Origin of the sequence: Sphingopyxis panaciterrulae (genome assembly GCF_014199295.1) — a bacterium.
Lineage (GTDB): Bacteria > Pseudomonadota > Alphaproteobacteria > Sphingomonadales > Sphingomonadaceae > Sphingopyxis > Sphingopyxis panaciterrulae.
In genome coordinates, this window is the sequence record NZ_JACIJH010000011.1 from 91,726 (window position 1) to 112,686 (window position 20,961).

Annotated in this window: 24 protein-coding genes; 12 read left to right on the forward strand and 12 right to left on the reverse strand. The window is 68.8% G+C overall.

Annotated elements, in window-relative coordinates:
* Positions 1-35: 35 nt before the first annotated feature.
* Positions 36-944, forward strand: a complete 909-nt coding sequence (locus FHR21_RS15355) for a LysR family transcriptional regulator (protein ID WP_184099894.1) — start codon at positions 36-38, stop codon at positions 942-944.
* A 56-nt stretch (positions 945-1,000) separates the two neighbouring features.
* A complete protein-coding gene (locus FHR21_RS15360; RefSeq protein WP_184099896.1) occupies positions 1,001-1,813 on the forward strand; it encodes a universal stress protein in 813 nt (270 codons plus the stop codon).
* A 152-nt stretch (positions 1,814-1,965) separates the two neighbouring features.
* Here FHR21_RS15360 and FHR21_RS15365 read toward each other — a convergent pair whose 3' ends face one another.
* On the reverse strand, positions 1,966-2,613 hold the full coding sequence (locus tag FHR21_RS15365; protein ID WP_184099898.1) for an HAD-IA family hydrolase: 648 nt from the start codon (positions 2,611-2,613) through the stop codon (positions 1,966-1,968).
* Positions 2,614-2,690: 77 nt separating this feature from the next.
* On the opposite strand from FHR21_RS15365, the gene FHR21_RS15370 reads away from it, so the two are divergent.
* Positions 2,691-3,080, forward strand: a complete 390-nt coding sequence (locus tag FHR21_RS15370) for a DUF488 domain-containing protein (protein ID WP_184099900.1) — start codon at positions 2,691-2,693, stop codon at positions 3,078-3,080.
* Between the two features lie 40 nt (positions 3,081-3,120).
* On the opposite strand, the gene FHR21_RS15375 is transcribed toward FHR21_RS15370, so the two are convergent.
* Positions 3,121-3,807, reverse strand: coding sequence for a VIT1/CCC1 transporter family protein (locus FHR21_RS15375; RefSeq protein ID WP_184099902.1), 687 nt, complete (start codon positions 3,805-3,807; stop codon positions 3,121-3,123).
* Between the two features lie 15 nt (positions 3,808-3,822).
* Positions 3,823-4,740: an SMP-30/gluconolactonase/LRE family protein gene (locus tag FHR21_RS15380; RefSeq protein ID WP_184099904.1), complete on the reverse strand. Its 918-nt coding sequence runs from the start codon at positions 4,738-4,740 to the stop codon at positions 3,823-3,825.
* 47 nt (positions 4,741-4,787) lie between these two features.
* Between FHR21_RS15380 and FHR21_RS15385 the strand changes: the two genes are divergently transcribed.
* Positions 4,788-5,387, forward strand: coding sequence for a TIGR02466 family protein (locus tag FHR21_RS15385; RefSeq protein WP_184099907.1), 600 nt, complete (start codon positions 4,788-4,790; stop codon positions 5,385-5,387).
* A 114-nt stretch (positions 5,388-5,501) separates the two neighbouring features.
* On the forward strand, positions 5,502-6,941 hold the full coding sequence (locus FHR21_RS15390; protein ID WP_184099909.1) for an NAD-dependent succinate-semialdehyde dehydrogenase: 1,440 nt from the start codon (positions 5,502-5,504) through the stop codon (positions 6,939-6,941).
* Positions 6,942-7,133: 192 nt separating this feature from the next.
* Here FHR21_RS15390 and FHR21_RS15395 read toward each other — a convergent pair whose 3' ends face one another.
* Together FHR21_RS15395 and FHR21_RS15400 are read right to left on the reverse strand one after the other, a co-directional pair.
* Complete coding sequence (locus FHR21_RS15395) at positions 7,134-7,904, reverse strand: SDR family oxidoreductase (RefSeq protein ID WP_184099995.1); 771 nt, start codon at positions 7,902-7,904, stop codon at positions 7,134-7,136.
* Positions 7,905-7,909: 5 nt separating this feature from the next.
* A complete protein-coding gene (locus FHR21_RS15400; RefSeq protein ID WP_184099911.1) occupies positions 7,910-8,281 on the reverse strand; it encodes a dihydroneopterin aldolase in 372 nt (123 codons plus the stop codon).
* A gap of 90 nt (positions 8,282-8,371) precedes the next feature.
* Here FHR21_RS15400 and FHR21_RS15405 point away from each other — a divergent pair, with 90 nt between their 5' ends.
* The 4 genes from FHR21_RS15405 (at position 8,372) to FHR21_RS15420 (ending at position 11,511) form a co-directional block, all read left to right on the forward strand.
* Positions 8,372-8,875: a GNAT family N-acetyltransferase gene (locus FHR21_RS15405; protein WP_184099913.1), complete on the forward strand. Its 504-nt coding sequence runs from the start codon at positions 8,372-8,374 to the stop codon at positions 8,873-8,875.
* Between the two features lie 259 nt (positions 8,876-9,134).
* A complete protein-coding gene (locus FHR21_RS15410) occupies positions 9,135-9,719 on the forward strand; it encodes a DUF1285 domain-containing protein (RefSeq protein ID WP_184099915.1) in 585 nt (194 codons plus the stop codon).
* Complete coding sequence (locus FHR21_RS15415; RefSeq protein WP_184099917.1) at positions 9,719-10,309, forward strand: CoA pyrophosphatase; 591 nt, start codon at positions 9,719-9,721, stop codon at positions 10,307-10,309. Before FHR21_RS15410 ends, FHR21_RS15415 begins: the two co-directional genes overlap by 1 nt.
* Positions 10,306-11,511, forward strand: a complete 1,206-nt coding sequence (locus FHR21_RS15420) for a CCA tRNA nucleotidyltransferase (RefSeq protein WP_184099919.1) — start codon at positions 10,306-10,308, stop codon at positions 11,509-11,511. Before FHR21_RS15415 ends, FHR21_RS15420 begins: the two co-directional genes overlap by 4 nt.
* Here the strand turns inward: FHR21_RS15420 and FHR21_RS15425 are convergent.
* Both FHR21_RS15425 and parC read right to left on the reverse strand, forming a co-directional pair.
* Positions 11,475-13,154, reverse strand: a complete 1,680-nt coding sequence (locus FHR21_RS15425) for a putative bifunctional diguanylate cyclase/phosphodiesterase (RefSeq protein ID WP_246427265.1) — start codon at positions 13,152-13,154, stop codon at positions 11,475-11,477. The two genes, FHR21_RS15420 and FHR21_RS15425, sit on opposite strands and share 37 nt — an antisense overlap.
* Positions 13,155-13,244: 90 nt before the next feature.
* Positions 13,245-15,545, reverse strand: a complete 2,301-nt coding sequence (parC, locus tag FHR21_RS15430; RefSeq protein WP_184099923.1) for a DNA topoisomerase IV subunit A — start codon at positions 15,543-15,545, stop codon at positions 13,245-13,247.
* Positions 15,546-16,089: 544 nt separating this feature from the next.
* Between parC and FHR21_RS15435 the strand changes: the two genes are divergently transcribed.
* Positions 16,090-16,905 (forward strand): DUF1295 domain-containing protein, encoded by an 816-nt coding sequence (locus FHR21_RS15435; RefSeq protein ID WP_184099925.1) that lies wholly within the window; start codon positions 16,090-16,092, stop codon positions 16,903-16,905.
* On the forward strand, positions 16,884-17,351 hold the full coding sequence (locus FHR21_RS15440) for a ribose-phosphate pyrophosphokinase (protein ID WP_184099927.1): 468 nt from the start codon (positions 16,884-16,886) through the stop codon (positions 17,349-17,351). The genes FHR21_RS15435 and FHR21_RS15440 overlap by 22 nt, the downstream gene beginning before the upstream one ends.
* A 23-nt stretch (positions 17,352-17,374) precedes the next feature.
* On the opposite strand, the gene FHR21_RS15445 is transcribed toward FHR21_RS15440, so the two are convergent.
* Entirely contained in the window at positions 17,375-18,304 is a 930-nt protein-coding gene (locus FHR21_RS15445) for an isopenicillin N synthase family dioxygenase (RefSeq protein ID WP_184099928.1), read from the reverse strand.
* A gap of 136 nt (positions 18,305-18,440) precedes the next feature.
* Between FHR21_RS15445 and FHR21_RS15450 the strand changes: the two genes are divergently transcribed.
* Positions 18,441-18,866, forward strand: coding sequence for an EVE domain-containing protein (locus tag FHR21_RS15450; RefSeq protein WP_184099930.1), 426 nt, complete (start codon positions 18,441-18,443; stop codon positions 18,864-18,866).
* Here FHR21_RS15450 and FHR21_RS15455 read toward each other — a convergent pair whose 3' ends face one another.
* The 4 genes from FHR21_RS15455 to FHR21_RS15470 form a co-directional block, all read right to left on the reverse strand.
* Positions 18,867-19,193: a PilZ domain-containing protein gene (locus tag FHR21_RS15455; RefSeq protein WP_184099932.1), complete on the reverse strand. Its 327-nt coding sequence runs from the start codon at positions 19,191-19,193 to the stop codon at positions 18,867-18,869. It lies immediately after the preceding gene.
* A 95-nt stretch (positions 19,194-19,288) separates the two neighbouring features.
* Complete coding sequence (locus FHR21_RS15460; protein WP_184099935.1) at positions 19,289-19,873, reverse strand: SOS response-associated peptidase family protein; 585 nt, start codon at positions 19,871-19,873, stop codon at positions 19,289-19,291.
* Between the two features lie 4 nt (positions 19,874-19,877).
* Positions 19,878-20,279, reverse strand: coding sequence for an alternative ribosome rescue aminoacyl-tRNA hydrolase ArfB (gene arfB / locus FHR21_RS15465; protein ID WP_184099937.1), 402 nt, complete (start codon positions 20,277-20,279; stop codon positions 19,878-19,880).
* The gene (locus FHR21_RS15470) at positions 20,272-20,955 is read right to left on the reverse strand and encodes an RluA family pseudouridine synthase (RefSeq protein ID WP_184099939.1); all 684 of its coding nucleotides are present in this window, start codon (positions 20,953-20,955) and stop codon (positions 20,272-20,274) included. The genes arfB and FHR21_RS15470 overlap by 8 nt, the downstream gene beginning before the upstream one ends.
* Positions 20,956-20,961 lie beyond the last annotated feature (6 nt).

The following is a 20,961-nucleotide window of genomic DNA, read 5'->3' on the forward strand; positions in this document are numbered from 1 at the left end:
TTCTAATCATAGTGTTTTTAGATTATCCATAAGCAATGTCGATCAATCGAATCGCGCTCTATCATCTCGAAACCCTGCTGTGGATCGACCGGCTCGGCACCTTCTCGGCCGCTGCCGAGCGGCTCAACACGACCCAGCCCGCGGTGTCGGCGCGGATGCGCGAGCTTGAGCAGCGGCTGGGTTCGGCGCTCTTCCGCCGCGACGGGCGCGCCATGTCGCTGACCCCCGCCGGCCGCAAGCTGGTGCGCGACTGCGCCCCGCTGCTTCGCGACATGGAGCGCGCGCTGCTCGGCAGCGGCGGCTTTGCCGAGGCGAGCGGGGTGGTGCGGATCGGCGCGGGCGAGATCGCGGCGGCAAGCTGCCTGCCGCCTTTCGTCGCGGCGCTGAAGGACGAGATGCCGGGGGTGGGGCTGGAGATAGAGATCGACCTGACCGCGAACCTGATCCAGCAATTGCTCACCGGCCGCACCGACATGGCCTTCGCGGCGGGGCCGGTCGCGCATCCGGCGCTGACCTCGCGCCCGATCGGCCGGGTCGCGCTGGTCTGGCTCGCGAGCCCCGCGGTCGCCGCGGCCTTCGATGCGGGCGGGGAGGCGGCGCCGGCGTCGGTCTGGTCGCTCGCCAGCCATTCGCCGATCCACGGCCGGATGCGCGACGCGATCGACGCCTCGCGCATCGCGCCGCGCTCCTTGAACCTGTGCAACAATGCCCGGATGATGATCGACATCGCGCTCGCGGGCGGCGGGGTCGGCATCTTCCCCGAACCGATGGTGCGCGGCGAGGTCGCGCGCGGCGCGCTTGTCGAACTGGCCGGCATGCCGCCGCCGGCGCCGGTCGAATTCCACGTCGCGATGCGCGTCGCCGATACCGAACCGGTGCTGGTCCGCATCTTCGAGCAGGCCGCCAGCCTGCGCATCGCCCCGGTTCTTGACGCCGGTCAATGAACCGCGGCGGCTTGCGGCGCATTATCGTCGTATCGGACGGCTAAAAGGAGGCTCCCATGCGCTCGATACTCGTTCATGCCGACAATGATTCCGCTTTCGAAGGCCGGCTGCAGGTCGCGCTCGACCTCGCGCGCCGCTTCGAAGGCCATGCGACGCTGCTGATCGCGACGCCGCTGCAGCAGTTCGTCAGCTTCGACCCCTTCGGCGGCACCTATTTCGCCGCCGAGGCGCTCGCCGCGGCGCAGGCCGACGACCTCGCGCTCGAAAGCCGGCTGGCCGAGCGGCTCGCGGGCGAGGATGTGCCGTGGGACATCGCGATGGCCGACGGCGACATCGCCGGCGCGCTCGCCGGCGCGGCGACCTTCGCCGATCTCGCGGTGGTCAGCCTGCCGGCCGCGAAGGACGAAAGGCACGGCGGCCCGCCGGCGATGCTCGCGGGCGATCTCGCCGTCAGCGCGGCGGCGCCGGTGCTCGCGCTGCCGCGCGGCGCAAGCGCGCTCGCCGGCGAGGCGCCCGCGATGGTCGCGTGGAACGGCAGCGCCCAGGCGGCGCACGCGCTGCGGGCGGCGATCCCGCTGCTCGGCGGGCGGCCGGTCGTCCTCGTCACCGTCGGCGACGACGATGGCGATTTCCCCGCGACCGACGCGCTGCGCTATCTGTCGCGCCACGACATTCATGCCGAGCTGCGGACGGTCGATCGCGGCGACAAGACGGTTGAGGAACGGCTGGAGCAGGAGGCGCTCGCGATGGGCGCGGGGCTGATCGTGATGGGCGCCTTCGGCCGCAGCCGGTTGCGCGAGACGATCTTCGGCGGCGTCACCCACTATCTGCTGACCAGCAGCCGGATACCGCTGTTCCTGGCCCATTAGGGTGGCGTGCGTTAAATCTGCGCCACCCTATCCCGTTCGCCCTGAGCTTGTCGAAGGGCTGTTCTTTCTTTCAAGCGTAGCAAGAAAAAGGACGGTGCTTCGACAAGCTCAGCACGAACGGAAAAAAGTGATGCAGATTTATGGATCGCCCATTAGGGCAGCGGCATCTCCAGCGCCGCCGACAGGTCGGCGAGCGCCTGCTCGCCGCTCGTCACCTTGATCGCGTGCATGCCCAGCATCGCCGCCGGCTTGCAGTTGATGCCCAGGTCGTCGAGATAGACGCAGTCGGACGCCGCGACGTCCAGCGCCGCGCACATCATGCGGTAGATCGCGGGGTCTGGCTTGCGCACTCCGACCTTGCTCGATTCGACGACATGGTCGAATCGCGCCATGATCGCCGCGATCTCGGCCGCCGCGCTGTCGCTGCGCGCCATGCCGGCGCCTTTGCCGCTCGGCACATTGTTGGTGATGCAGCCGATCGTGAAGCCCTTCGCCTTCAGCGTGTCGAGCGCCGCGACCATCGCCGGACGCACCGCGCCGGCGAGCACCGCGAGCACCGCCTCGCCCTCCAGCTCGTGTCCCAGGGCGCGCGCCTCGTCGGCGAAGGCGCGGTCGAAGGTTGCCGCGTCGATCTCGGCGCGTTCGAACTTCGCCCACGCATTGCCGTCGGGGTCCCGCGCGTTGACGCGGCGCACGAAGTCGCGCGGCAGCCCGCGCTCCTCTTCCAGCCGGTTGAACGCCTCGAACGGCGAGGCGGTGATGACGCCGCCGAAGTCGAAGATGACGGTGGTAAAGCTCATGGGTGTCGCCTGTCCTTTCCTGTCCCGGCCGGTCGCCGGGCTTGCGCGCCCGCGCGGAATCGCCGATACCCATAGAGATGCCCGGCGCCCATGCAATCGCGGTCAAGCGCATATACGACCCCGTCGACGCGGGCGACGGCGCGCGTTTCCTCGTCGACCGCCTCTGGCCGCGCGGCGTGTCGAAGGAGAAGGCGGACCTCGCCGCCTGGCTGAAACCGCTTTCGCCCAGCGACGCGATGCGCGAGCAGTTCCACCACGCGACCGCGGGCAGCGATGCGGCGTGGCGCGCCTTCCGCAATGAATATTTCGCCGCGCTCGATGCCGGCGGCGAGGATGTCGCGGCCGCGCTGGCCGAACTGGACGCGGCGATGGAGGCCGGCCCGGTGACCCTCCTCTATGCCGCGAAGGACGAGGAACGGAACAACGCCGTCGCGCTGCGCGAATGGCTGGAACGGCGCGAGGCTTGATCGTCATCCCGGCTTTCGCCGGGATAACAACATATGGGCGTCAGCCCGCGGCCCCGAACAATGACCCGATCGCGATCGTCGCCGCCATCGCGAACGCTCCCCAGAAGCTGACGCGCAGCACCGCGCGCGCGATCGGCGCGTTGCCGGCCCAGGCGCCGAGCGCACCGAGCAGCGCGAGGAAGACCAGCGACGCCGCCGACACCGTCCAGGGCAGCGAGGTGCCGGTGTCGAGCAGCACGACGAGCAGCGGCAGCGCCGCGCCGACCGAGAAGCTCGCCGCGGATGCGGCGGCCGCCTGCACCGGCCGCGCGCGCATCGCGCGGTTCAGCCCCAGTTCGTCGCGCAAATGGCTGTCGAGCGCATTGTGCGCGGTGAGCGCCCGCGCGACCTCTGCGGCGAGGCCGCGCTCCAGCCCGCGCCCTTCATAGATCTGCGTCAGCTCCTCCAGCTCATGGTCGGGCTGGGTTTTCAGCTCGTGCCGTTCGCGCGCGATGTCGGCCTTTTCGGCATCGCCCTGCGAGCTCACCGATACATATTCGCCCGCCGCCATCGACATCGCGCCCGCAACCAGCCCCGCGACCCCGGTGACGAGGATCGACTCCTGCGCCGCGCCCGCCGCCGCGACCCCGGCGATCAGGCTCGCGGTCGACACGATGCCGTCGTTGGCGCCAAGGATCGCGGCGCGCAGCCAGCCGATGCGCTCGACGGCGTGGGTTTCGCGGTGCATGCCCGTGGTTCCTTCTCAATATTGCAGCGTCAGCCCCGGTCGCGCCCAGCGCGTCTTCACCAGCCGTCCGCTGCCCGACAGGGTCAGATAGGCATCGCGCATGTCGGCGCCACCGAAGGCGATGTTGGTGGTGAAGATATCGTCGGTCGCGACGAACTCGACCAGCTCGCCGTCGGGCGAGATGACGCTGATTCCGCATTCGCCGATCGTCGCGACGCAGATATTGCCGTTCGCCTCCATCGCCAGGCTGTCGAAGAATTTATAGCCCGCGGGGCGATAGAGCGGAATGCCGGGTCCGCCGGGTCCCGCGGCATCGTCGACCTTGCCGGGGGCGACGATGTTGAACTGGGTCAGCCGGCAGGTATAGGTTTCGGCCGCGTAGAGCTTCGTCCCGTCGGGTGACAGGCCGACGCCATTGGGGTTGTAGCTCGGAAAGATCACTTCCTCGATGAAGCTGCCGTCGGCCTTGGCATAGAAAATGCCGACGACGTCGTGGCAGCGCTTTTCATAATCGACCTTGCCATGGTCGGTGAACCAGAAGCCGCCGTGCGCGTCGAACATGATGTCGTTGGGGCCGCGCAGGACCACGCCGTTGTCGCCCGACTTGTAGAGGATTTCGACCGCGCCCGTCGCGATGTCGATCCGCTCGATCCGCCCGCCCGAATAGTCGCTCGCGATCCCATGCGGCGCCAGATAGCCGTTCGCCTCGACATAATGGAACCCGCCGTTGTTGCAGCAATAGAGCTTGCCGTCGGGGCCGATCGCGAGGCCATTGGGGCCGCCGCCGGGGGTCGCGACGACCTCCTTGCGGCCGCCGGGCCAGCAGCGGGTGATGCGTCCCTGCTCGATCTCGACGACGATAATGCTGCCGTCGTCCATCACGACCGGCGCCTCGGGAAAGCGCAATCCGTCGGCGATCAGTTCGAACTCCATCCTCGTCTCCCTTGCTCTTGTTCGTGCGCTGTGCTTTCCCGCCCATCATGCCCGTTCGCACGCTCTTCGCCACCCATTTTTACGAAGCCGACATCGGCGACCCCGACCTGCTCGACGACCTCGAGCAAAGCTGCCACCTGCTCGCGGAAGAGGACGGGGCGGGCCGCGGCTGGAGCCGTGCGCACGGCTATCGCGGCTACACCAGCTATGCGAGCCTCGACGACCTGCCGCGGCGCGACCCGGCCTTCGCGGACCTGAAGCGCCTGCTCGACCGACAGGTGAAGGCGTTCGCCAAAGCCTGCCATTTCGACCTCGCCAAACCGCTCAAACTCGACAACCTGTGGGTCAACCTGCTCAAGCCCGGCGGCACGCACAGCGGGCATATCCATCCGCACAGCGTCGTTTCGGGAACCTTCTACGTCACCGTCCCGCCCGGCTCGGGCGCGCTCAAGCTCGAGGACCCGCGGCTGCCGATGCTGATGGCGGCGCCGGGCCGCACCGACGACGCGCCCGAACATCTGCACCCCTTCATCTACGCTGACCCCGCGCCGGGCCGCGTTTTCCTCTGGGAAAGCTGGCTGCGGCACGAGGTCATGGTCCATGCCGGCAAGGGCGAACGGATCAGCATCAGCTTTAACTACGCCTGAGCCGATCCTATATCGCACCCGTCATTGCGAGCGAAGCGAAGCAATCCAGAGCCTGCGTAAACCACTCTGGATTGCTTCGCTCCGCTCGCAATGACGAGATTGAAAGGAAACCCAATGACCGCGACCGCCGACTACACCGCCGACCTGCAACTCTTCATCGCGGGTGCCTGGCGGAGCGGCGAGGGGCGCGATGTCGCGCCGGTCTATAATCCCGCGACCGGCGCGCCGATCGCCGAGCTGCCCGTCGCGACCGCCGCCGACCTCGACGAGGCGCTCGCCGCGGCGGACAAGGCGTGGCCGCTGTGGCGGGCCAGGACCCCCGACGAACGCGCGGCGCTGATGCACAAGGCGGCGGACATCATCCGTGCACGGATCGAGCCGATCGCGACGCTGCTGACGCTCGAACAGGGCAAGCCGATCGCGCAGGCGCGCGGCGAGGTTGCCTCGGCGGCGGGGCTGCTCGCCTATTTCGCCGAGGAAGGAAAGCGTGTCACCGGCCGCGTGCTCCCGCGTCCCACGGGGCAGCGCGCGATGGTCCTGAAGCAGCCGGTCGGCCCCGTCGCGGGCTTCAGCCCGTGGAACTTCCCCGTCAATCTGATGGTCAAGAAAATCGCCCCCGCGCTCGCCGCAGGCTGTGTCGCGATCGCCAAGGCGCCCGAGGAAACGCCCGGCTGCACCAGTGCGATCATGCGCTGCCTCGACGATGCGGGCATCCCCGCGGGCGTCGCGCAGCTCGTCTATGGCGTCCCCGACATGATCAGCCGCCACCTGCTCGCCAGTCCCATCATCCGCAAGGTCAGCTTCACCGGCTCGACCGCGGTCGGCAAGCATCTGATGCGTCTCGCCGCCGACGGGGTGAAGCGGATCACGATGGAACTGGGCGGCCATGCGCCGGTGCTGGTCTTCGACGACTGCGACCTTCAGGCGACGCTCGACCGCGTCGTCGCGCAGAAATTCCGCAACGCGGGCCAGGTCTGCGTCTCGCCGACGCGCTTCTATGTCCAGCAGGGCATCTACGACGCCTTCGTGAAAGGTTTCGCCGAACGCACGGCGAAGGTGAAGATCGGCAGCGGGCTCGATCCCGACACGCAGATGGGGCCGCTCGCCAACGCTCGCCGCGCGCCTGCACTCGAAGCGATGATCGCCGATGCAAAGGCAAAGGGCGCGCGCGTCGTCGCGGGCGGCGAGGCGACCGGGCAGGGCAATTTCTTCCTGCCCACCGCGCTCGCCGACGTGCCGCTCGACGCCGATGCGATGAACCACGAACCCTTCGGCCCGATGGCGCTGATTCGGCCGTTCGCGACCGAGGAAGAGGCGCTCGAACAGGCGAACCGGCTTCCCTACGGTCTCGCCGCCTTCGCCTTCACCGAGAACGGCCGCCGCATCAACCGCATCGCCGACGGCATCGAAAGCGGCATGGTCGGGATCAACAGCTTTGTCATCTCGGCGAACGACGCGCCCTTCGGCGGTATCAAGGAATCGGGCTTCGGCAGCGAAAGCGGACCCGAAGGGCTCGACTCCTATCTGGTGACCAAGGCGGTTCATATTTACTGAGCGCCGGTCGCGGGCGGCCCGGCGTGGTCTCGGGTGGGAAGCGCCATTCCCCCCTTTGTCATTCCCGCGAAAGCGGGAATCCAGAGCGTGCGTCGGCTGACCTCCCACTGGATTCCCGCTTTCGCGGGAATGACAAAATAGGGGGATGCCCAGCGTCGCTCACCGCTCGCTTCCTGCCACCGCTCGCGGCAGTCAATCCCGCTCCAGGTGCACGAAATCGCGCTCCATCGGCGCCAGATGCGCGCCGCCGTCGACGAAGATTGTCTGCCCCGTCACCGCCTCGGCGCGCGCGAGATACAGCACCGCCTCGGCGACCTGGTCGGGGGTCGGCAGCGCGCCCAGCGGCATGCGCGCCGCGAGCCGCTCGATCTGGCCCCCGCTGTAATCCTCGGTCGCCAGCGTCAGCCCCGGCGCCACCGCATTGACCCGCGCGCGGTTTCCAAACGCGACCGCCAGCGTCGCCGTCGCCTGCCACAGCGCCGCCTTCGACAGGCTGTACGCGACCTGGTCGGGGACCGGATGCGCGACGCGCTGGTCGACGATGTTGACGATCGCGGGGCGCTGTCCGGATTCTGCATTGGAAACCAATGACTTGGATAGCATGACCGGGGCGTGGTGGTTGACCTGCATCATCGCGGCCAGCGCCTCCGGCTCCAGCGCGGTCCAGTCGCCCTCGGCGAACAGCGCGGCATTGTTGACGAGCAGGTCGGGGGCGCGGCCGAAGCGGGCGGCAACTTCCGGCACCAGTGCGGCAACTTCGGCGGGGTTCGCCAGGTCGGCGGTGAAGTGTCGGCATTCCGCGCCCGTCTCGGCAAGCGCGTCGGCCAGCAAGGCGTCGGGATCGGCGGCGCTCCGCTTGTGCAGCGCCAGCGCATAGCCCGCGCGCGCCAGCCGCGCCGCCACCGCCGCCCCCACCCGGTGGAGCCCGCCCGTCACCAGCGCCAGGGGCACGCTGCGCGGCACTTTCGTCAACTTCGGGCCCGCCGCATCGTGATGCCGATCTGCTCGCCCTCCTCGGCGATCGCCAGCTTGACGATCTTGACCTCGACCGCCTCGATCCGGTCGTCCTGCAGAAAGAGGGTGTCGATGATATGCTCGGCGACGCTTTCGATCAGCACGAAATGCACATCCTTGGGAATCCCCTCGGTCGCCGCGAATTTCAGGTGCATATAATCCTTCGATCCGCTCAGCGGCGTCGCCGGATCATAATGGTCCGCCATCGCCAGCCGCGCGCGCACAGAGATGCGTAGCGGCTGCGGCAGATGCGTCTCCGCCGAATAGATGCCGGTCAGAACCTCGACGGTCAGCCCGTCCACTTCGAGCCACAGTTGATCGGTCACAAGAAAATCCTGTCGAACGGGCACGATATTCGGCTTTTCAACGCCGACCCCGGACCCTAAAGCGCCGCCGCATTAGCGAAAGGGTGCGCGTTGGTCGAGTTCCTTCCATTGTCCGATATCGAACCATCGGCGGTCGAGCCTCTGCTCGACGCCGCCTTCGGGCCCGACCGCTTCGCACGAACCGCCTATCGCATCCGCGAGGGGACGGCGGCGATTCCGGCGCTCAGCTTCGCGCTGGTCGAGGATGCAGCGCTCGTCGGCACGATCCAGTGCTGGCCGGTCGCGCACCGCACGGCGGACGGCACGGTCAGCCCGCTCGTCATGGTCGGCCCGGTCGCGGTGCGCCCCGATGTCCAGCGCGGCGGCCACGGCCGCGCGCTGATGGCGCATATGCTCGCCGCGGCCGAGGCGCGGGCCGACGCCGCGCTGATGATGATCGGCGACCCCGAATATTATGGCCGCTTCTTCGGCTTCACCGCCGACGCGACCGGCGCGTGGGACCTCCCCGGCCCCTTCGAGAAACGCCGCCTCCTCGCCCGCGCGGCGAACGGCCACGCTCTGCCCATGGGCGCGGGCATGATCGGACCGCGCTAAAGGATATTCACGCAGGCAGAGGGCGCGGAGATTTTGTTCGCGCGGAGGCGCGGAGACGCGGAGAGGTTGCATCTGCCGCGAAGCGGTCTTCCATTTGCAGCCTCGCGAAATAACGCATTGCCCCGAAAATGAGGAGCCTGTCGGCTCGACCCTCTCTCCGCGTCTCCGCGTGAATCTCTTCTTCTTCTCTGCGCCCTCCGCGCGAATCCATTTCGCAAAGCCGCCTTGCGCCCTTCGCCAGCACCCCTATGTCGGACCCATGGTCACCCCCGCGCCGTCGCTTCCCAAACCCTTTTCGCAGCTTTCGCTGACCGAGGCGGCCGAGCTGCTCGCGGCGCGCGAGCTCCCGCCGGTCGAGACATGGAACCCCGCCCGTACCGGCGACAGCGCGATGGAGATCCGCGCCGACGGCAGTTGGTATCATGAGGGCGGTCGCATCAATCGCCCGGCGATGATCCGGCTCTTCTCGACCATCCTGCGCCGCGAGACCGACGGCAGCCACGTCCTCGTCACCCCGGCCGAAAAGCTTGCCATCGCGGTCGAGGACATGCCCTTCCGTGCCGTCGAGATGAAGAGCGAGGGGAAGGGGCGGGCGCGCAAGCTGGTCTTCCGCCTCGACACCGACGATCTTGTCATGGCGGGTCCGGACCATCCGCTCTCCTTCGGCCGCGACCCCGACCGCCCCGACCCGCGCCTCCACGTCCGCGGCGTGATCGGCAACGGACTCGACGCGCGTATCGACCGCGCGCTTTATTACGAGATCGTCGAAATGGCTCTGGCGGATGGGGGCGATCCGCCCGCCATCTGGTCCGACGGCGCCCGCTTTCCGCTGGTGGATTGCTGATGCTGTCGGACAAGCTGCGCGTCGCGCTCGACAATCTGCTCCCCGATCCGGGCGAGGATGAATCCTATCTGCTGGACCGCGCCGACCGGTTGCGCGCGGCGGCGGTGCTGATCGCCTTCACCGACCGGCCCGACCCCGGCGTGATCCTGACCCAGCGCCCGCAATGGCTGCGCGCCCATGCCGGGCAGGTCGCCTTTCCCGGCGGCAAGGTCGACCCCGGCGACCGCGACGTCGTCGACGCCGCGCTGCGCGAGGCGGAGGAGGAGATCGGGCTGCACCGCCGCGACGTGACCATCGCCGGCACCACCGATCCCTATCGCTCGGGCAGCGGCTATCACATCACCCCGGTGCTCGGCGTCATCCCGCCCGACCTGCCGCTCGATCCCAATCCCGACGAGGTCGAGGAATGGTTCGAGGTGCCGCTCGACCATCTCTTCAACCCCGACAATTACACGCCGCAACAGGCGCATTGGCAGGGCCGGCTGCGCCGCTATTATGACATGCACTGGCAGGGACGGCGGATCTGGGGCGTGACGGCGGATATCATCATCAACCTTGCGCGCCGTATGCCGGCGGACTGGCACCGATGACCCGGCTGCCCGATGCCGAGTGGCGGACGCGGCCGGGGCTGCGGCGGATCGTCGCGGCGCTCGGCGCCGACGCGGCGAAGATCGTCGGCGGCGCGGTGCGCGACACCCTGCTCGGAACCCCCGTCACCGACGTCGATCTCGCGACCCCGCTGCGCCCCGACGAGGTGACCCGGCGGCTCGAAGCGGCCGACGTCAAGGTCGTGCCGACCGGCATCGCCCACGGCACCGTCACTGCCATCGCGAGCGGCGACCGGCACGAGATCACGACGCTGCGCCGCGACGTCGCGACCGACGGGCGCCGCGCGACGATCGCCTTCGCCGACGACTGGCGCGACGATGCCGCGCGGCGCGACTTCACGATCAACGCGCTCTACGCCGATCCCGCGACGGGAGCGGTCGACGACTGGTTCGGCGGCCTCGCCGATCTGGAGGCGGGATGCGTGCGCTTCATCGGCGACGCGGCGACGCGGATCGCGGAGGACCATCTGCGCATCCTGCGCTTCTACCGCTTCGCGGCGCGCTTCGGGCACGGCAGCCTCGACCCCGTCAGCCACGCCGCGGCGGTCGCGGCGCGCCATTCGCTCAAGAGCCTGTCGCGCGAGCGCATCGCCGACGAACTGCTCAAGATCTTGGCGCTGCCCGACCCGCGCGCGATCGTCGGCCAGATGGCGGCCGACGGCATCTTCGCGGAGATCGTGCCCGAACTCGACCCCGCTTTCGCCGCGGCGCTCGACCGGCTGCGCGATGCCGAGGCAGTGACGGACGCCGCGCCCGCGCCGCTGCGCCGGCTGGCGGCCCTGCTGCCCGCCGACGCCGCGATTGCCGACCAGGTGGCGAGCCGGCTGCGCCTGTCGAAGCGGCAGCGCGGGCATCTCGCCGCGCTCGCCGCGCACCGCGGCGACACCGCGCGGCCGGCGCGCCAGCTTGCCCATGCCGTGGGGGTCGACGCGGCGCGCGATATCCATCTGCTCGCCGGCGTCGATCCGGCCGCGGCGCTGCGCAGCCTCGTCGGCTGGACGGTGCCCGCCCTGCCGCTCAAGGGCGGCGATGTCGTCGCGCGCGGCATTGCGGCGGGGCCGGAAGTCGCGCGGCTGTTGCGCGCGGTCGAGGCGGCGTGGGTGGCGGAGGATTTTCCCGATGCGGCGCGCGTGCGCGACCTGCTCGATCAGAAGATCGGCTCGTCGAGCGACCGGCGCCAGTAATCGAAGGCCGCGGGGCCCTCCATCGGCCGCGCCAACAGGAATCCCTGCCCGAAATCGCAGCCGAGCGCCGACAGCAGCCGCGCTTGGTCGGCGGTCTCGACGCCCTCGGCCGTGGTCCGCATCCCCAGCACCTCGGCCAGGCTCTGGATCGTGCGGACGATCGCCGCCTTGTCGCGATCCTCGACCATATGGTCGACGAAGCTGCGGTCGATCTTGAGCACGTCGATCGGCAGCCGCTGCAGATAGGCGAGGTTCGAATAGCCGGTGCCGAAATCGTCCATCGCGATGCGTGCATCGAGCGCCTTCAGTTCGCTCAGCACCGACAGCGCGAGGTCGGGGTCGCCGATGATCGCGCTTTCGGTCAGCTCGATCATCAGCCGCTCGCCGCCGATGCGGTTCGCGGCCAGCGCGTCGCGTACCACCGCCGCGACATCGTCGCGCACCAACTGGATCGCCGAGACATTGACCGAGAAATAGCAGTCGACCGGCGCGCCGCCGTTGAGCGCGTCCCATTCGGCGAGCACCTGCGCCGCCTTGCCGATCGCCCATTGGCCGAGCGGGACGATCAGCCCCGAATCCTCGGCGACGGGGATGAACTCGGTCGGCGGCACCGGCTGGCCTTCGCCATTGTCCCAGCGCGCCAGCGCCTCGAAGCCCGCGACCTTGCCGGTCGCCAGCTCGACCAGCGGCTGAAAGGCGAGGCGCAGCCGATCCTCCTCGATCGCGCTCCGCAGCGCGGTCTCCAGCCCGAAGCGGTTGTCGGACACGATCGCTGCCTCGGGCTCGTAGATTTCGATGCGGTCGGTCTGCTTCGCGCGCTTGAGCGCGATCTGCGCGTGGCGAATCTGGTCGGCGATATCGCTCTCGCCCGGTCCCTGGATCGCGCAGCCCAGCGCGCAGTCGACGCTGACCTTCAGGTCGCCGATGCGAAAGGGGTGGTCGAAACAGCCGCGGATGCGCCGCGCCATTTCGCGGACGTCGGCCTTGCCGCCGGCGATGCGCGAATAGATGGCGAACTCGTCGCCGCCGCTGCGCGCCAATATGTCGCCGCCGCGCAGGCTCGATTTCAGCCGCCGCGCGACGGTGATGATCAGCTCGTCGCCGGCCAGCGGCCCGATATGCTCGTTGATCCGGCTGAACCGCGCGAGGTCGAGCAGCAATATCGCATGTTCGGCGGGCTCCTCGCCCTCGACGCTCATCTCGACCAGCTCCTCGAACCCGGCGCGGTTGGGCAGGCCGGTCAGGCTGTCCGACACCAGTTCGCGGCGCAGGTTGCGCTCGATCATCATCTCCTGCGTGCGATCGATCAGGGTCAGCAGGAATAGCGAGGTGTCGCCATTCTCGTCCGTCAGGGGGCCGATCGAACCGCGCAGGTCGCGGGCCGCCGGTCCTTCGCCCAGCCGGCATGAAAATTCCTGCGCCTCGCCCTGCCGCTGTGCCGCCCGCTCGATCGCGCGCCGCATCTCGATCGGCGACCGCGCGCCGCCCGGTGTCAATTCCAGCCGGTCGAAGGCGCCGTTGCTGGCATGGAGGCTGAAATTGCCGCGCGCCAGCGGCCGGATCAGCGCCGCCGGCACCGGAAGAGCGTCGATCCAGCCGACGAACAGCGAGGGCCGGTCTTCGCCGGTTCGATCGATAGGCATAACTAAGGGTTTTGTGCGACCTTTCCCCATTGATCCATGGCTAGGGGATCGGGGGTAAAAAAGCTATTTACGGCTACAAGAAAAATAGGATCAGCCGAACCGGTTGCTGCGGGGGAAACCGGTGGGCGGCATCCGGCCCGCGGCGCCGCGCGCGACCCGCCACGGCGCCAGATCGGTTTCGGTCCGCGTGCGGCCGCTATCGCCGCCCATCGTCCAGCTCAGCCCCTCGGCGAGGACGAAGCTGATCGCGTCGGACAGGCCGCCGTCGCGATAGCGCTGCAGCATCACCCCCTGTCCGCGCGCCATCACCGGCACCTCGGCAAGCGGAAAGACGACCAGCTTGCGATTCTCGCCGACCGCCGCGACGCTGTCGTCGCCCGGCGCGATCGGCCGCACCACGGCGAGCCCGGCCTTGGGCTTCAGATTGACGACGCCCCGGCCCTTGCGCGTCTCGGCGACCACCTCGCCCATCTGCGCGACGAAGCCATGCCCGCTGGTCGAGGCGAGCAACAGCCGTCCCTCGGCCTGCGCCGGGATCAACGCGACGATCCGCGCCTCGGGGTCGATGTCGACCATCAGCCGCAGCGGCTCGCCGAAACCGCGCCCGCCCGGCAGCTTGTCGGCGCCGACGGTGAAGAAACGTCCGTCGCTTGCCGCGACCAGCAGCTTGTCGGTGGTCTGCGCGTGCGCCGCGAAGGCCAGCTCGTCGCCTTCCTTGAACTTGAACTCGCCCCATTGGTCCGCCGCGACATGGCCGCGCTGGGCGCGGATCCAGCCGCGCTTCGACAGGATGACCGTCACCGGCTCCTTCTCGATCATCGCGTCCAGGGGAATGTCGCGCGCCGGGGCGGCTTCGGCCAGCGTCGTCCGCCGCGCGCCAAGCGCGGTGTCGGGGCCATAGACGGCGCGCAGCGCGGTCAGGTCGCGCTTCAGCCGGGTGCGCTGGCGCGCCGGGCTCTCGACCAGCTTCGCCAGCTCGGCGCGCTCGGCGATGAGGTCGGCCTGCTCGCGCTTCAGCTCCATCTCCTCCAGCTTGCGCAAGCTCCTGAGGCGCATGTTCAGGATCGCCTCGGCCTGCCGGTCGGTCAGCGCGAACTCGGCGATCATCACCGCCTTGGGCTCGTCTTCGGTGCGGATGATCTCGATGATCCGGTCCAGGTTCAGGAAGGCGATCAGATAGCCGCCGACCAGCTCCAGCCGGTCGTCGATCTTGCCGATCCGGTGCTCGGCGCGGCGGACGAGCACGACGATCTGGTGTTGCAGCCATTCGGTGAGGAGCTGGTGCAGCCCCATCACTTTCGGCGTCCGCGTCGCGTCGAGGACGTTCAGGTTGAGCGCGAAGCGGCTTTCCAGCTCGGTCAGCCGGAACAGGCTTTCCTTCAAGATGTCGGGGTCGACGTTGCGGCTCTTGGGAACCAGCACGATGCGGATGTCCTCGGCGCTCTCGTCGCGCACATCCTCCAGGATCGGCAATTTCTTGTCGGCGATCAACTGCGCGATCGCCTCGATCAGCTTGCCCTTGGCGACCCCATAGGGGATTTCGCTGATGACAAGCCGCCAGGTGCCGCCGGCCAGTTTTTCGATCCCGCTGTCTTCCCAGCCGCCGTCCCTATCCTTGCCGGTCGAAAAGCGCGCGCGGACGCGAAAGCCGCCGCGTCCGGTCTCATAAGCGTGGGCGATCGTCTCCGCGCTGTCGACGATGATCCCGCCGGTCGGGAAATCGGGACCCTTCACATGCTCGAGCAGTTGCGCGAGTTCGGCCCTGGGGTTGTCGATCAGCAGCAGCGCGGCATCGATCACCTCGGCGGCATTGTGCGGCGGGATGTTGGTCGCCATGCCGACCGCGATCCCGCTCGCGCCATTGGCGAGCAGGTTGGGGAACAGCCCCGGCATGATCTCCGGCTCTTCATCCTCGCCATTATAGGTGGGACGAAAATCGACCGTGCCCTCGTCCAGCCCCTGCATCAGGTCGACCGCGACCCGCGTCAGCCGCGCCTCGGTATAGCGATAGGCAGCGGCGTTATCGCCGTCGATGTTGCCGAAATTGCCCTGACCGTCGACGAGGGGGTAACGCAGCGAGAAATCCTGCGCGAGGCGGACCATCGCGTCGTATACGGCGGTATCGCCGTGCGGGTGGAACTTGCCGATCACGTCGCCGACGACGCGTGCCGATTTCTTGTAGCCCTGATTGGGATCGAGCCGCATCGCGCGCATGGCCCATAGGAGGCGGCGGTGGACCGGCTTCAACCCGTCGCGCAGATCGGGCAGCGAGCGCGCGGTGATCGTCGATAGCGCATAGACGAGATAGCGTTCGGACAGCGCGCTGTCGAACGGGGTATCTGTGCTGTCGGCCGGGGCGGATGAGGAAAGATCGTCGGGGGTGTTCGCCATTACCCGCCGCCGATAGCAAGGCGCGCGCCGCATGGCAAAGGGGGCGTTGCACCTGTCGCCGCCGCCTCCGTCTCCCCTCCCGCTTGCAGGAGGGGTAGCGAGGCTTGGCAGCTTGCTGGCTAGCCGCAGCGGGGTGGGCCATGGCGACGTCGCTGCCCACCCCCGATCCCTCCCGCAAGCGGGAGGGGAGGGCAAAGACATCGACTGCCCTCCGCTCCGACAAACCGCTGTTCTACAATATCTCGGCGCGATATGCGGGCCCGATGGTGTCCGCTCCTTTCCCTGCTGACATGCGATTTGCGTGTGCAGTTGCGCGGGGTTTCGCCCATTTTTACCGCGATCCTCTCCGCGCGTGCTTTGCGCGGTCGGCCGGCCGCGCGCCGGCGCGCTGCGGCGGCGGCTTGTCGCGCCAGCATGGCGTTTCGTCCGATTTGCGAATATAGTTGCGCGGAATTCCGGCCTTTTTCGCGGGCGCTCTCGTCGCCCGGTTGCGCGCCTTGGGGCTTTCCCGCACAGGAAGCCTCGACAGGGAAGGAGCGACGCCATGACGGGCATCGGGCAGGTGCTCATCGTCAATTTCATCGGGCTGATCGTCGCGATCCTCGGCCTGTGGGCCGGTGCGCGCGCGATCCGCGACGTGTCCTTCGTCGACGCCTTCTGGCCCCTCGGCATGGTGCTGCTCGCGTGGGGCAGCGCGCTGCAGGCGGGATTCGGCGGACAACGGACCCAGCTCATTCTCGCGCTCGTCACCCTCTGGGGGTTGCGGCTTGCCGCCCACCTTTTCCTGCGCTGGCGCGCGCAGGGGGAGGACCCGCGCTATCGCCGGATATTGGAGGCGACCATCGAGGGTCGCGGCTGGAGTTGGGGGAAGGCGGCGCTGCTGTCGGTCTTCCTGACCCAGACGCCCTTGCTCTTCCTGACCTGTCTGCCGGCGCAGATCGGCGTCTTTGCGAGTGCGACGAGCCTGTCGGCCGAAATGGGCTGGCTGGCCCGCGCCGGCGTGCTCATCGCGGTCGCCGGCATCGTCATCGAAAGCGTCGCTGACGCCCAGCTTCACGCCTTCCGTCGCCATCCCGCCAGCCGGGGGCGGGTGCTCGACACCGGCTTGTGGCGCTATACGCGCCATCCCAATTATTTCGGCGACGCGCTCGTCTGGTGGGGTCTCTGGCTGCTTGCCGCCGATGCCGGCCTGTGGGTTGCCGCCGCCAGCCTGATCGGCCCCGTCTTCCTGACCTTCACCCTGACGCGCTGGTCGGGCGTGCCGGCGCTCGAACAGGGGCTGCGTCGGACGCGGCCCGGCTATGCCGACTATGCCGCGCGCACCTCCGGATTCCTGCCATGGCCGCCAAAGGCGCGTTAGATCGGGGGCTGGGCGGCGAGGCGACCGCCGCCGATGCCAGCGCGCTCGGCGACGCGCCGCGTATCCGCGCGATCCTGACCGACGCGGCGCGCGAGGGACGCAGCGTCAGCTATTCGGAACTGCTCGGCGACCTCGGCTTCCGCTTCACCCGGCCCAAGATGCGCGCGGTGTGCCGGACGCTGGCCGAGGTCGACCGCCTGTGCGCGCTCGACGGCGAACCCGACCTCGCGGTGCTGGTCGTGCGCGAAAGCGACCGCCTGCCGGGACAAGGCTGGTGGGTCGGCGGCACCGCGCTGCTGCTCGGTTACGACGGCCCATGGGAGGGCGCGGCGGCGGCGCGCTTCATCCGCGAGCAGCAGCAGGCGGTATTCGATTATTGGGAGGGACGATGGGATGCCGGAGGCGACCAAGAGCCGCCATCGCCTTCCTCGTCACCCCGGACTTGATCCGGGGTCCCGCTTTCTGCCCACTACGCCTTCAACCCGATCTCGCGCAGCCGCTCCTGCAGATATTCGTCGGCGGTGATCGGCTCGGGATAAAGGTCCGGATGCGCGGCATCGATGCAGCTTTCCAGCGTCCGAATCACATAATCCGACCGGAAATGCAGGAAAAAGGGCATCGAATAGCGCGCGACGCCCGCGCGGCCCGCATCGGGGTTGCGGACGCGGTGGGTGGTGGAGGGCAGGCGGCCGTTGGTCAGCCGCTGCAGCATGTCGCCGACATTGACCGCCATCGCGCCCGGCGGCGGCGACACCGGCAGCCAGCTTCCGTCCTTGTCGAGGATCTCCAGCCCCGCCTCCTCGGCGCCGAGCAGCAGGGTGATGGTGTTGATGTCCTCATGCGCCTCGGCACGGATGCCCTTGGCGGGCGCCGCGACCGGCGGATAGTGGAGCAGGCGCATCACGCTGTTGCCGTCCGCGACCGTGTCGTCGAAGAAATCGGAGGCCAGGCCCAGATAGCGGGCGATGCCCGACAGCAGCCGGCCGCCGACGCGGTCGAACGCGGCGAACAAGGTCTCGAAGGTGGCGCGAAAGCTCTCGACCTCGTCGGGCCAGACATTGTTCGGCTGCTGCGCGGCGAGCCTGTGGCCTGCGGGCAGGTTGCGGCCGACGTGCCAGAATTCCTTGAGATCGACCTCCTTCGCGCCCTTGGCGATCTCGGTCCCGAACGGCGTATAGCCGCGCGCGCCGCCGCCGCCAGGGATGTGATAGGCGCGCTTCGCCGCCTCGGGCAGCGCAAAGAATTGCTTCGCCTTGTCCCAGGCGCGCTCGATCAGCGCCGGGTCGATGCCATGATCCGTGATCATCGCGAAGCCGAAGCGCTCGAAGGAGGCGCCGAAATCCTGCGCGAACCGGTCGGCTGGCAGGGACATGGAAATGACGGGAACGGCGGCGGTCATGCGATCAGAATCCATTCTGAAAAGGGGCGGCGCCCGCACGGGGCGCATCATGACTCGCGATCTAGGCGCTGCGGCGCGCCGGTAAAAGGGGAAAAAGGCGGTTTCCCCTTCGCTGCGGCTCGGCTAGGTGCGGGCCATGGCAAAGCAATATTGGCTGATGAAATCCGAACCCGACGTTTATGGCTGGGACAATCTGGTCCAGGACGGCAGCGGCATCTGGGACGGCGTGCGCAATCACAGCGCAAAGCTCAACATGCAGGCGATGCAGGTCGGCGACGAGGCGCTTTTCTATCACAGCAATATCGGCAAGGAATGCGTCGGGATCATGAAGATCACCGAAGCCGCCTTCCCCGATCCGACCGCGGAAGAGGGTTCGCCCTGGGTCGTGGTGCGGGTCGAGCCGGGGCGCGCGCTCGCGCATCCGGTCACGCTCAAGGCGATCAAGGCCGACCCCAAGCTTGCCGACATGGACCTCGTCCGGCTGTCGCGCCTGTCGGTCGGGCGCGTCACCCCCGACGAGTGGAAGCATATCCTGAAGAGGTCGGAACAGCCCGAGGGCTGATTATCGGCCCAGCGTCGCCTGCAAGTGGCTCGCGACCGAAGGATGCAGCGGCTCGACGAATTCGCAGCCGTAATTGTCGCCCTCGGCGCGCCGCACGATCGCCTCGCGGGGCTGCAGGCCGGGCAGGCTGACCCAGATGCGCTTGCCGACCGCTTGCCGCGAAAAGGTGAACATTCGAAAGCCGCTCGACGACAGGTCGAACAACTCGGCGTCGAACGGATTCTGCCCCGCCTCGCGAAAGCGCGCGCGGCCATCGACCGACGCGCGCTGCGCCCGGCGGGCGTTGGCGCCCGCGGAGGGGATGGTGAAGGCGTTGCTACCCGGCACGACTCGTCATTCCTCGATCTGAACCCGCTGTCCTGCCGACCGGTCTACCCGCCGATGGTTACCGCAATGTCAAAGCCGATGGTGAAAGGAGGGGGTTAAGGCGGCGTTGGCCCCAATTCCATCAGATGGCCGGGATAGGCGGCCACCAGCCGGGCGGCGTCGCGCCACTCGGCAGTCAGCCAGCGATCCTGGTCCTCGGGATGCAGGATGACCGGCATCGTCGCGGCCCCATGGCGTTCGAGCAGCCCGTTCGGCTCGGTCGTGAGCAGCGCGAAGCTCGGCCACTCCTCACCCTGACGGTGAATTCCGACGAAGGCGAAGATCGGCTGGCCGGGCAGCGATGCCCAATATTGCCGCCTTGCCCCCGCCGCCCCCGACCAGAGCGCGAAGCTGGTTGCGGGAACCAGGCAGCGCAGTTCGGCATGGCGCAGCGTGCCGATCCAAAAGGGGCTGGCGAGGTTGCGGACGGTGGTGATGGGCTGCGTGCCGCGCGGCGGCGGCGGCACGCCCCACAGCTTCGGGCGCAGATAACGCCGCGTTCCGCCGCGCCCGTCGCCGACGATCACGGGCGCCGGACGCCCCGGTGCGACATAATCGCCCCGCCACGGGTCGTCGCCGGCCTCCGCCCCCAGCGCCGCCGCGACGGCGGCGGCTGGCGCGTCGAGGCGATAGAGGTTCAAGGCGTCAGTCCGTCGGGCGGACGCGGCCGCGCGTCGCCTTGATCGCGCTGCGCGCCTTCTTGCCCTCGACGCGGCGCGCCTTGGCCGCCTTGCTCGGCCTGGTCTTGATCCGCCGCTCGGGACGCTTCAGCGCCTCGTCGATCAGGTCCGACAGGCGCGCCCGCGCGTCGGCGCGGTTCGCTTCCTGGGTGCGGAAACGGCGCGCGAGGATGACCAGTTCGCCGTCGGCGGTCATGCGGCTGCCGGCGAGCGCCTTCAGCCGCCGCCAGGCGTCGGGCGGCAGGCCGAGCGCGAAGGCATCGACGCGAAGCTGACAGGCGGTGGCGACCTTGTTGACATTCTGGCCGCCCGGCCCCGAGCCGGCGAGGAAGCGTTCCGAAATCGCGCTTTCGGGAATCTCAGCCACGGGTCGGCTCCGCACCCTCCGGCGCCGCGAACCCCAGCGCGGCGAAGCGGTCGGGGAAGGGCGCCTCGGCGACGACCGGCGGCTTGACGTCACGCGCCACGACCAGCCGTTCGGCGTGGAGCAGGGTACGATCCTTCGCGCCACCGCGGCCGTAAACCGGATCGCCGGCGATCGGAAAGCCAAGTCCCTCGAGCGCGTGGACGCGGAGCTGATGCGTGCGGCCGGTCTCGGGCCGGAAACGCAGCAGGCTGCGGCTTCCGATCACCGCGAGCTTTTCCCAGTGCGACACCGACGGCTTGCCTTTCGGGTCGCCGATCATGCGCCAGCCGGTCTCGGCGGTCGACACCTTGGCGAGCGGCAGGTCGATCGTGCCCGCGTCGCCATCGGGAATGCCGTCGAGGATCGCGAGATAGCGCTTCTCGATCTCGCGCCCCTCGAACGCCCGGGTGAAGCGGCCGTGCGCCTTCGGATTGCGCGCGAGCAGCAGACAGCCCGAGGTGTCACGGTCGAGCCGATGCACGGGAAGCGGCCAGCGCTTGAAACCGAAACGCAGGCTGTCGAGATGATTCTCGAGGCTCAGGCTGCCGTCGCGCGGCGGATCGACCGGCAGGCCATCGGGCTTGTCGATGACGAGGGCCTCGCCATCGAGGAACAGGACACGGTCGGACAGAAGCATCGCCGC

What these genes read in the sequence shown, in the direction of transcription:
- FHR21_RS15355 (WP_184099894.1), top strand. Translation starts at nt 36, where the DNA reads ATGTCGATCAATCGAATCGCGCTCTATCATCTCGAAACCCTGCTGTGG.
- FHR21_RS15360 (WP_184099896.1), top strand. Translation starts at nt 1,001, where the DNA reads ATGCGCTCGATACTCGTTCATGCCGACAATGATTCCGCTTTCGAAGGC.
- FHR21_RS15365 (WP_184099898.1), bottom strand. Translation starts at nt 2,613, where the DNA reads ATGAGCTTTACCACCGTCATCTTCGACTTCGGCGGCGTCATCACCGCC.
- FHR21_RS15370 (WP_184099900.1), top strand. Translation starts at nt 2,691, where the DNA reads ATGCCCGGCGCCCATGCAATCGCGGTCAAGCGCATATACGACCCCGTC.
- FHR21_RS15375 (WP_184099902.1), bottom strand. Translation starts at nt 3,807, where the DNA reads ATGCACCGCGAAACCCACGCCGTCGAGCGCATCGGCTGGCTGCGCGCC.
- FHR21_RS15380 (WP_184099904.1), bottom strand. Translation starts at nt 4,740, where the DNA reads ATGGAGTTCGAACTGATCGCCGACGGATTGCGCTTTCCCGAGGCGCCG.
- FHR21_RS15385 (WP_184099907.1), top strand. Translation starts at nt 4,788, where the DNA reads ATGCCCGTTCGCACGCTCTTCGCCACCCATTTTTACGAAGCCGACATC.
- FHR21_RS15390 (WP_184099909.1), top strand. Translation starts at nt 5,502, where the DNA reads ATGACCGCGACCGCCGACTACACCGCCGACCTGCAACTCTTCATCGCG.
- FHR21_RS15410 (WP_184099915.1), top strand. Translation starts at nt 9,135, where the DNA reads ATGGTCACCCCCGCGCCGTCGCTTCCCAAACCCTTTTCGCAGCTTTCG.
- FHR21_RS15415 (WP_184099917.1), top strand. Translation starts at nt 9,719, where the DNA reads ATGCTGTCGGACAAGCTGCGCGTCGCGCTCGACAATCTGCTCCCCGAT.
- FHR21_RS15420 (WP_184099919.1), top strand. Translation starts at nt 10,306, where the DNA reads ATGACCCGGCTGCCCGATGCCGAGTGGCGGACGCGGCCGGGGCTGCGG.
- FHR21_RS15425 (WP_246427265.1), bottom strand. Translation starts at nt 13,154, where the DNA reads ATGCCTATCGATCGAACCGGCGAAGACCGGCCCTCGCTGTTCGTCGGC.
- parC (WP_184099923.1), bottom strand. Translation starts at nt 15,545, where the DNA reads ATGGCGAACACCCCCGACGATCTTTCCTCATCCGCCCCGGCCGACAGC.
- FHR21_RS15435 (WP_184099925.1), top strand. Translation starts at nt 16,090, where the DNA reads ATGACGGGCATCGGGCAGGTGCTCATCGTCAATTTCATCGGGCTGATC.
- FHR21_RS15440 (WP_184099927.1), top strand. Translation starts at nt 16,884, where the DNA reads ATGGCCGCCAAAGGCGCGTTAGATCGGGGGCTGGGCGGCGAGGCGACC.
- FHR21_RS15445 (WP_184099928.1), bottom strand. Translation starts at nt 18,304, where the DNA reads ATGACCGCCGCCGTTCCCGTCATTTCCATGTCCCTGCCAGCCGACCGG.
- FHR21_RS15450 (WP_184099930.1), top strand. Translation starts at nt 18,441, where the DNA reads ATGGCAAAGCAATATTGGCTGATGAAATCCGAACCCGACGTTTATGGC.
- FHR21_RS15470 (WP_184099939.1), bottom strand. Translation starts at nt 20,955, where the DNA reads ATGCTTCTGTCCGACCGTGTCCTGTTCCTCGATGGCGAGGCCCTCGTC.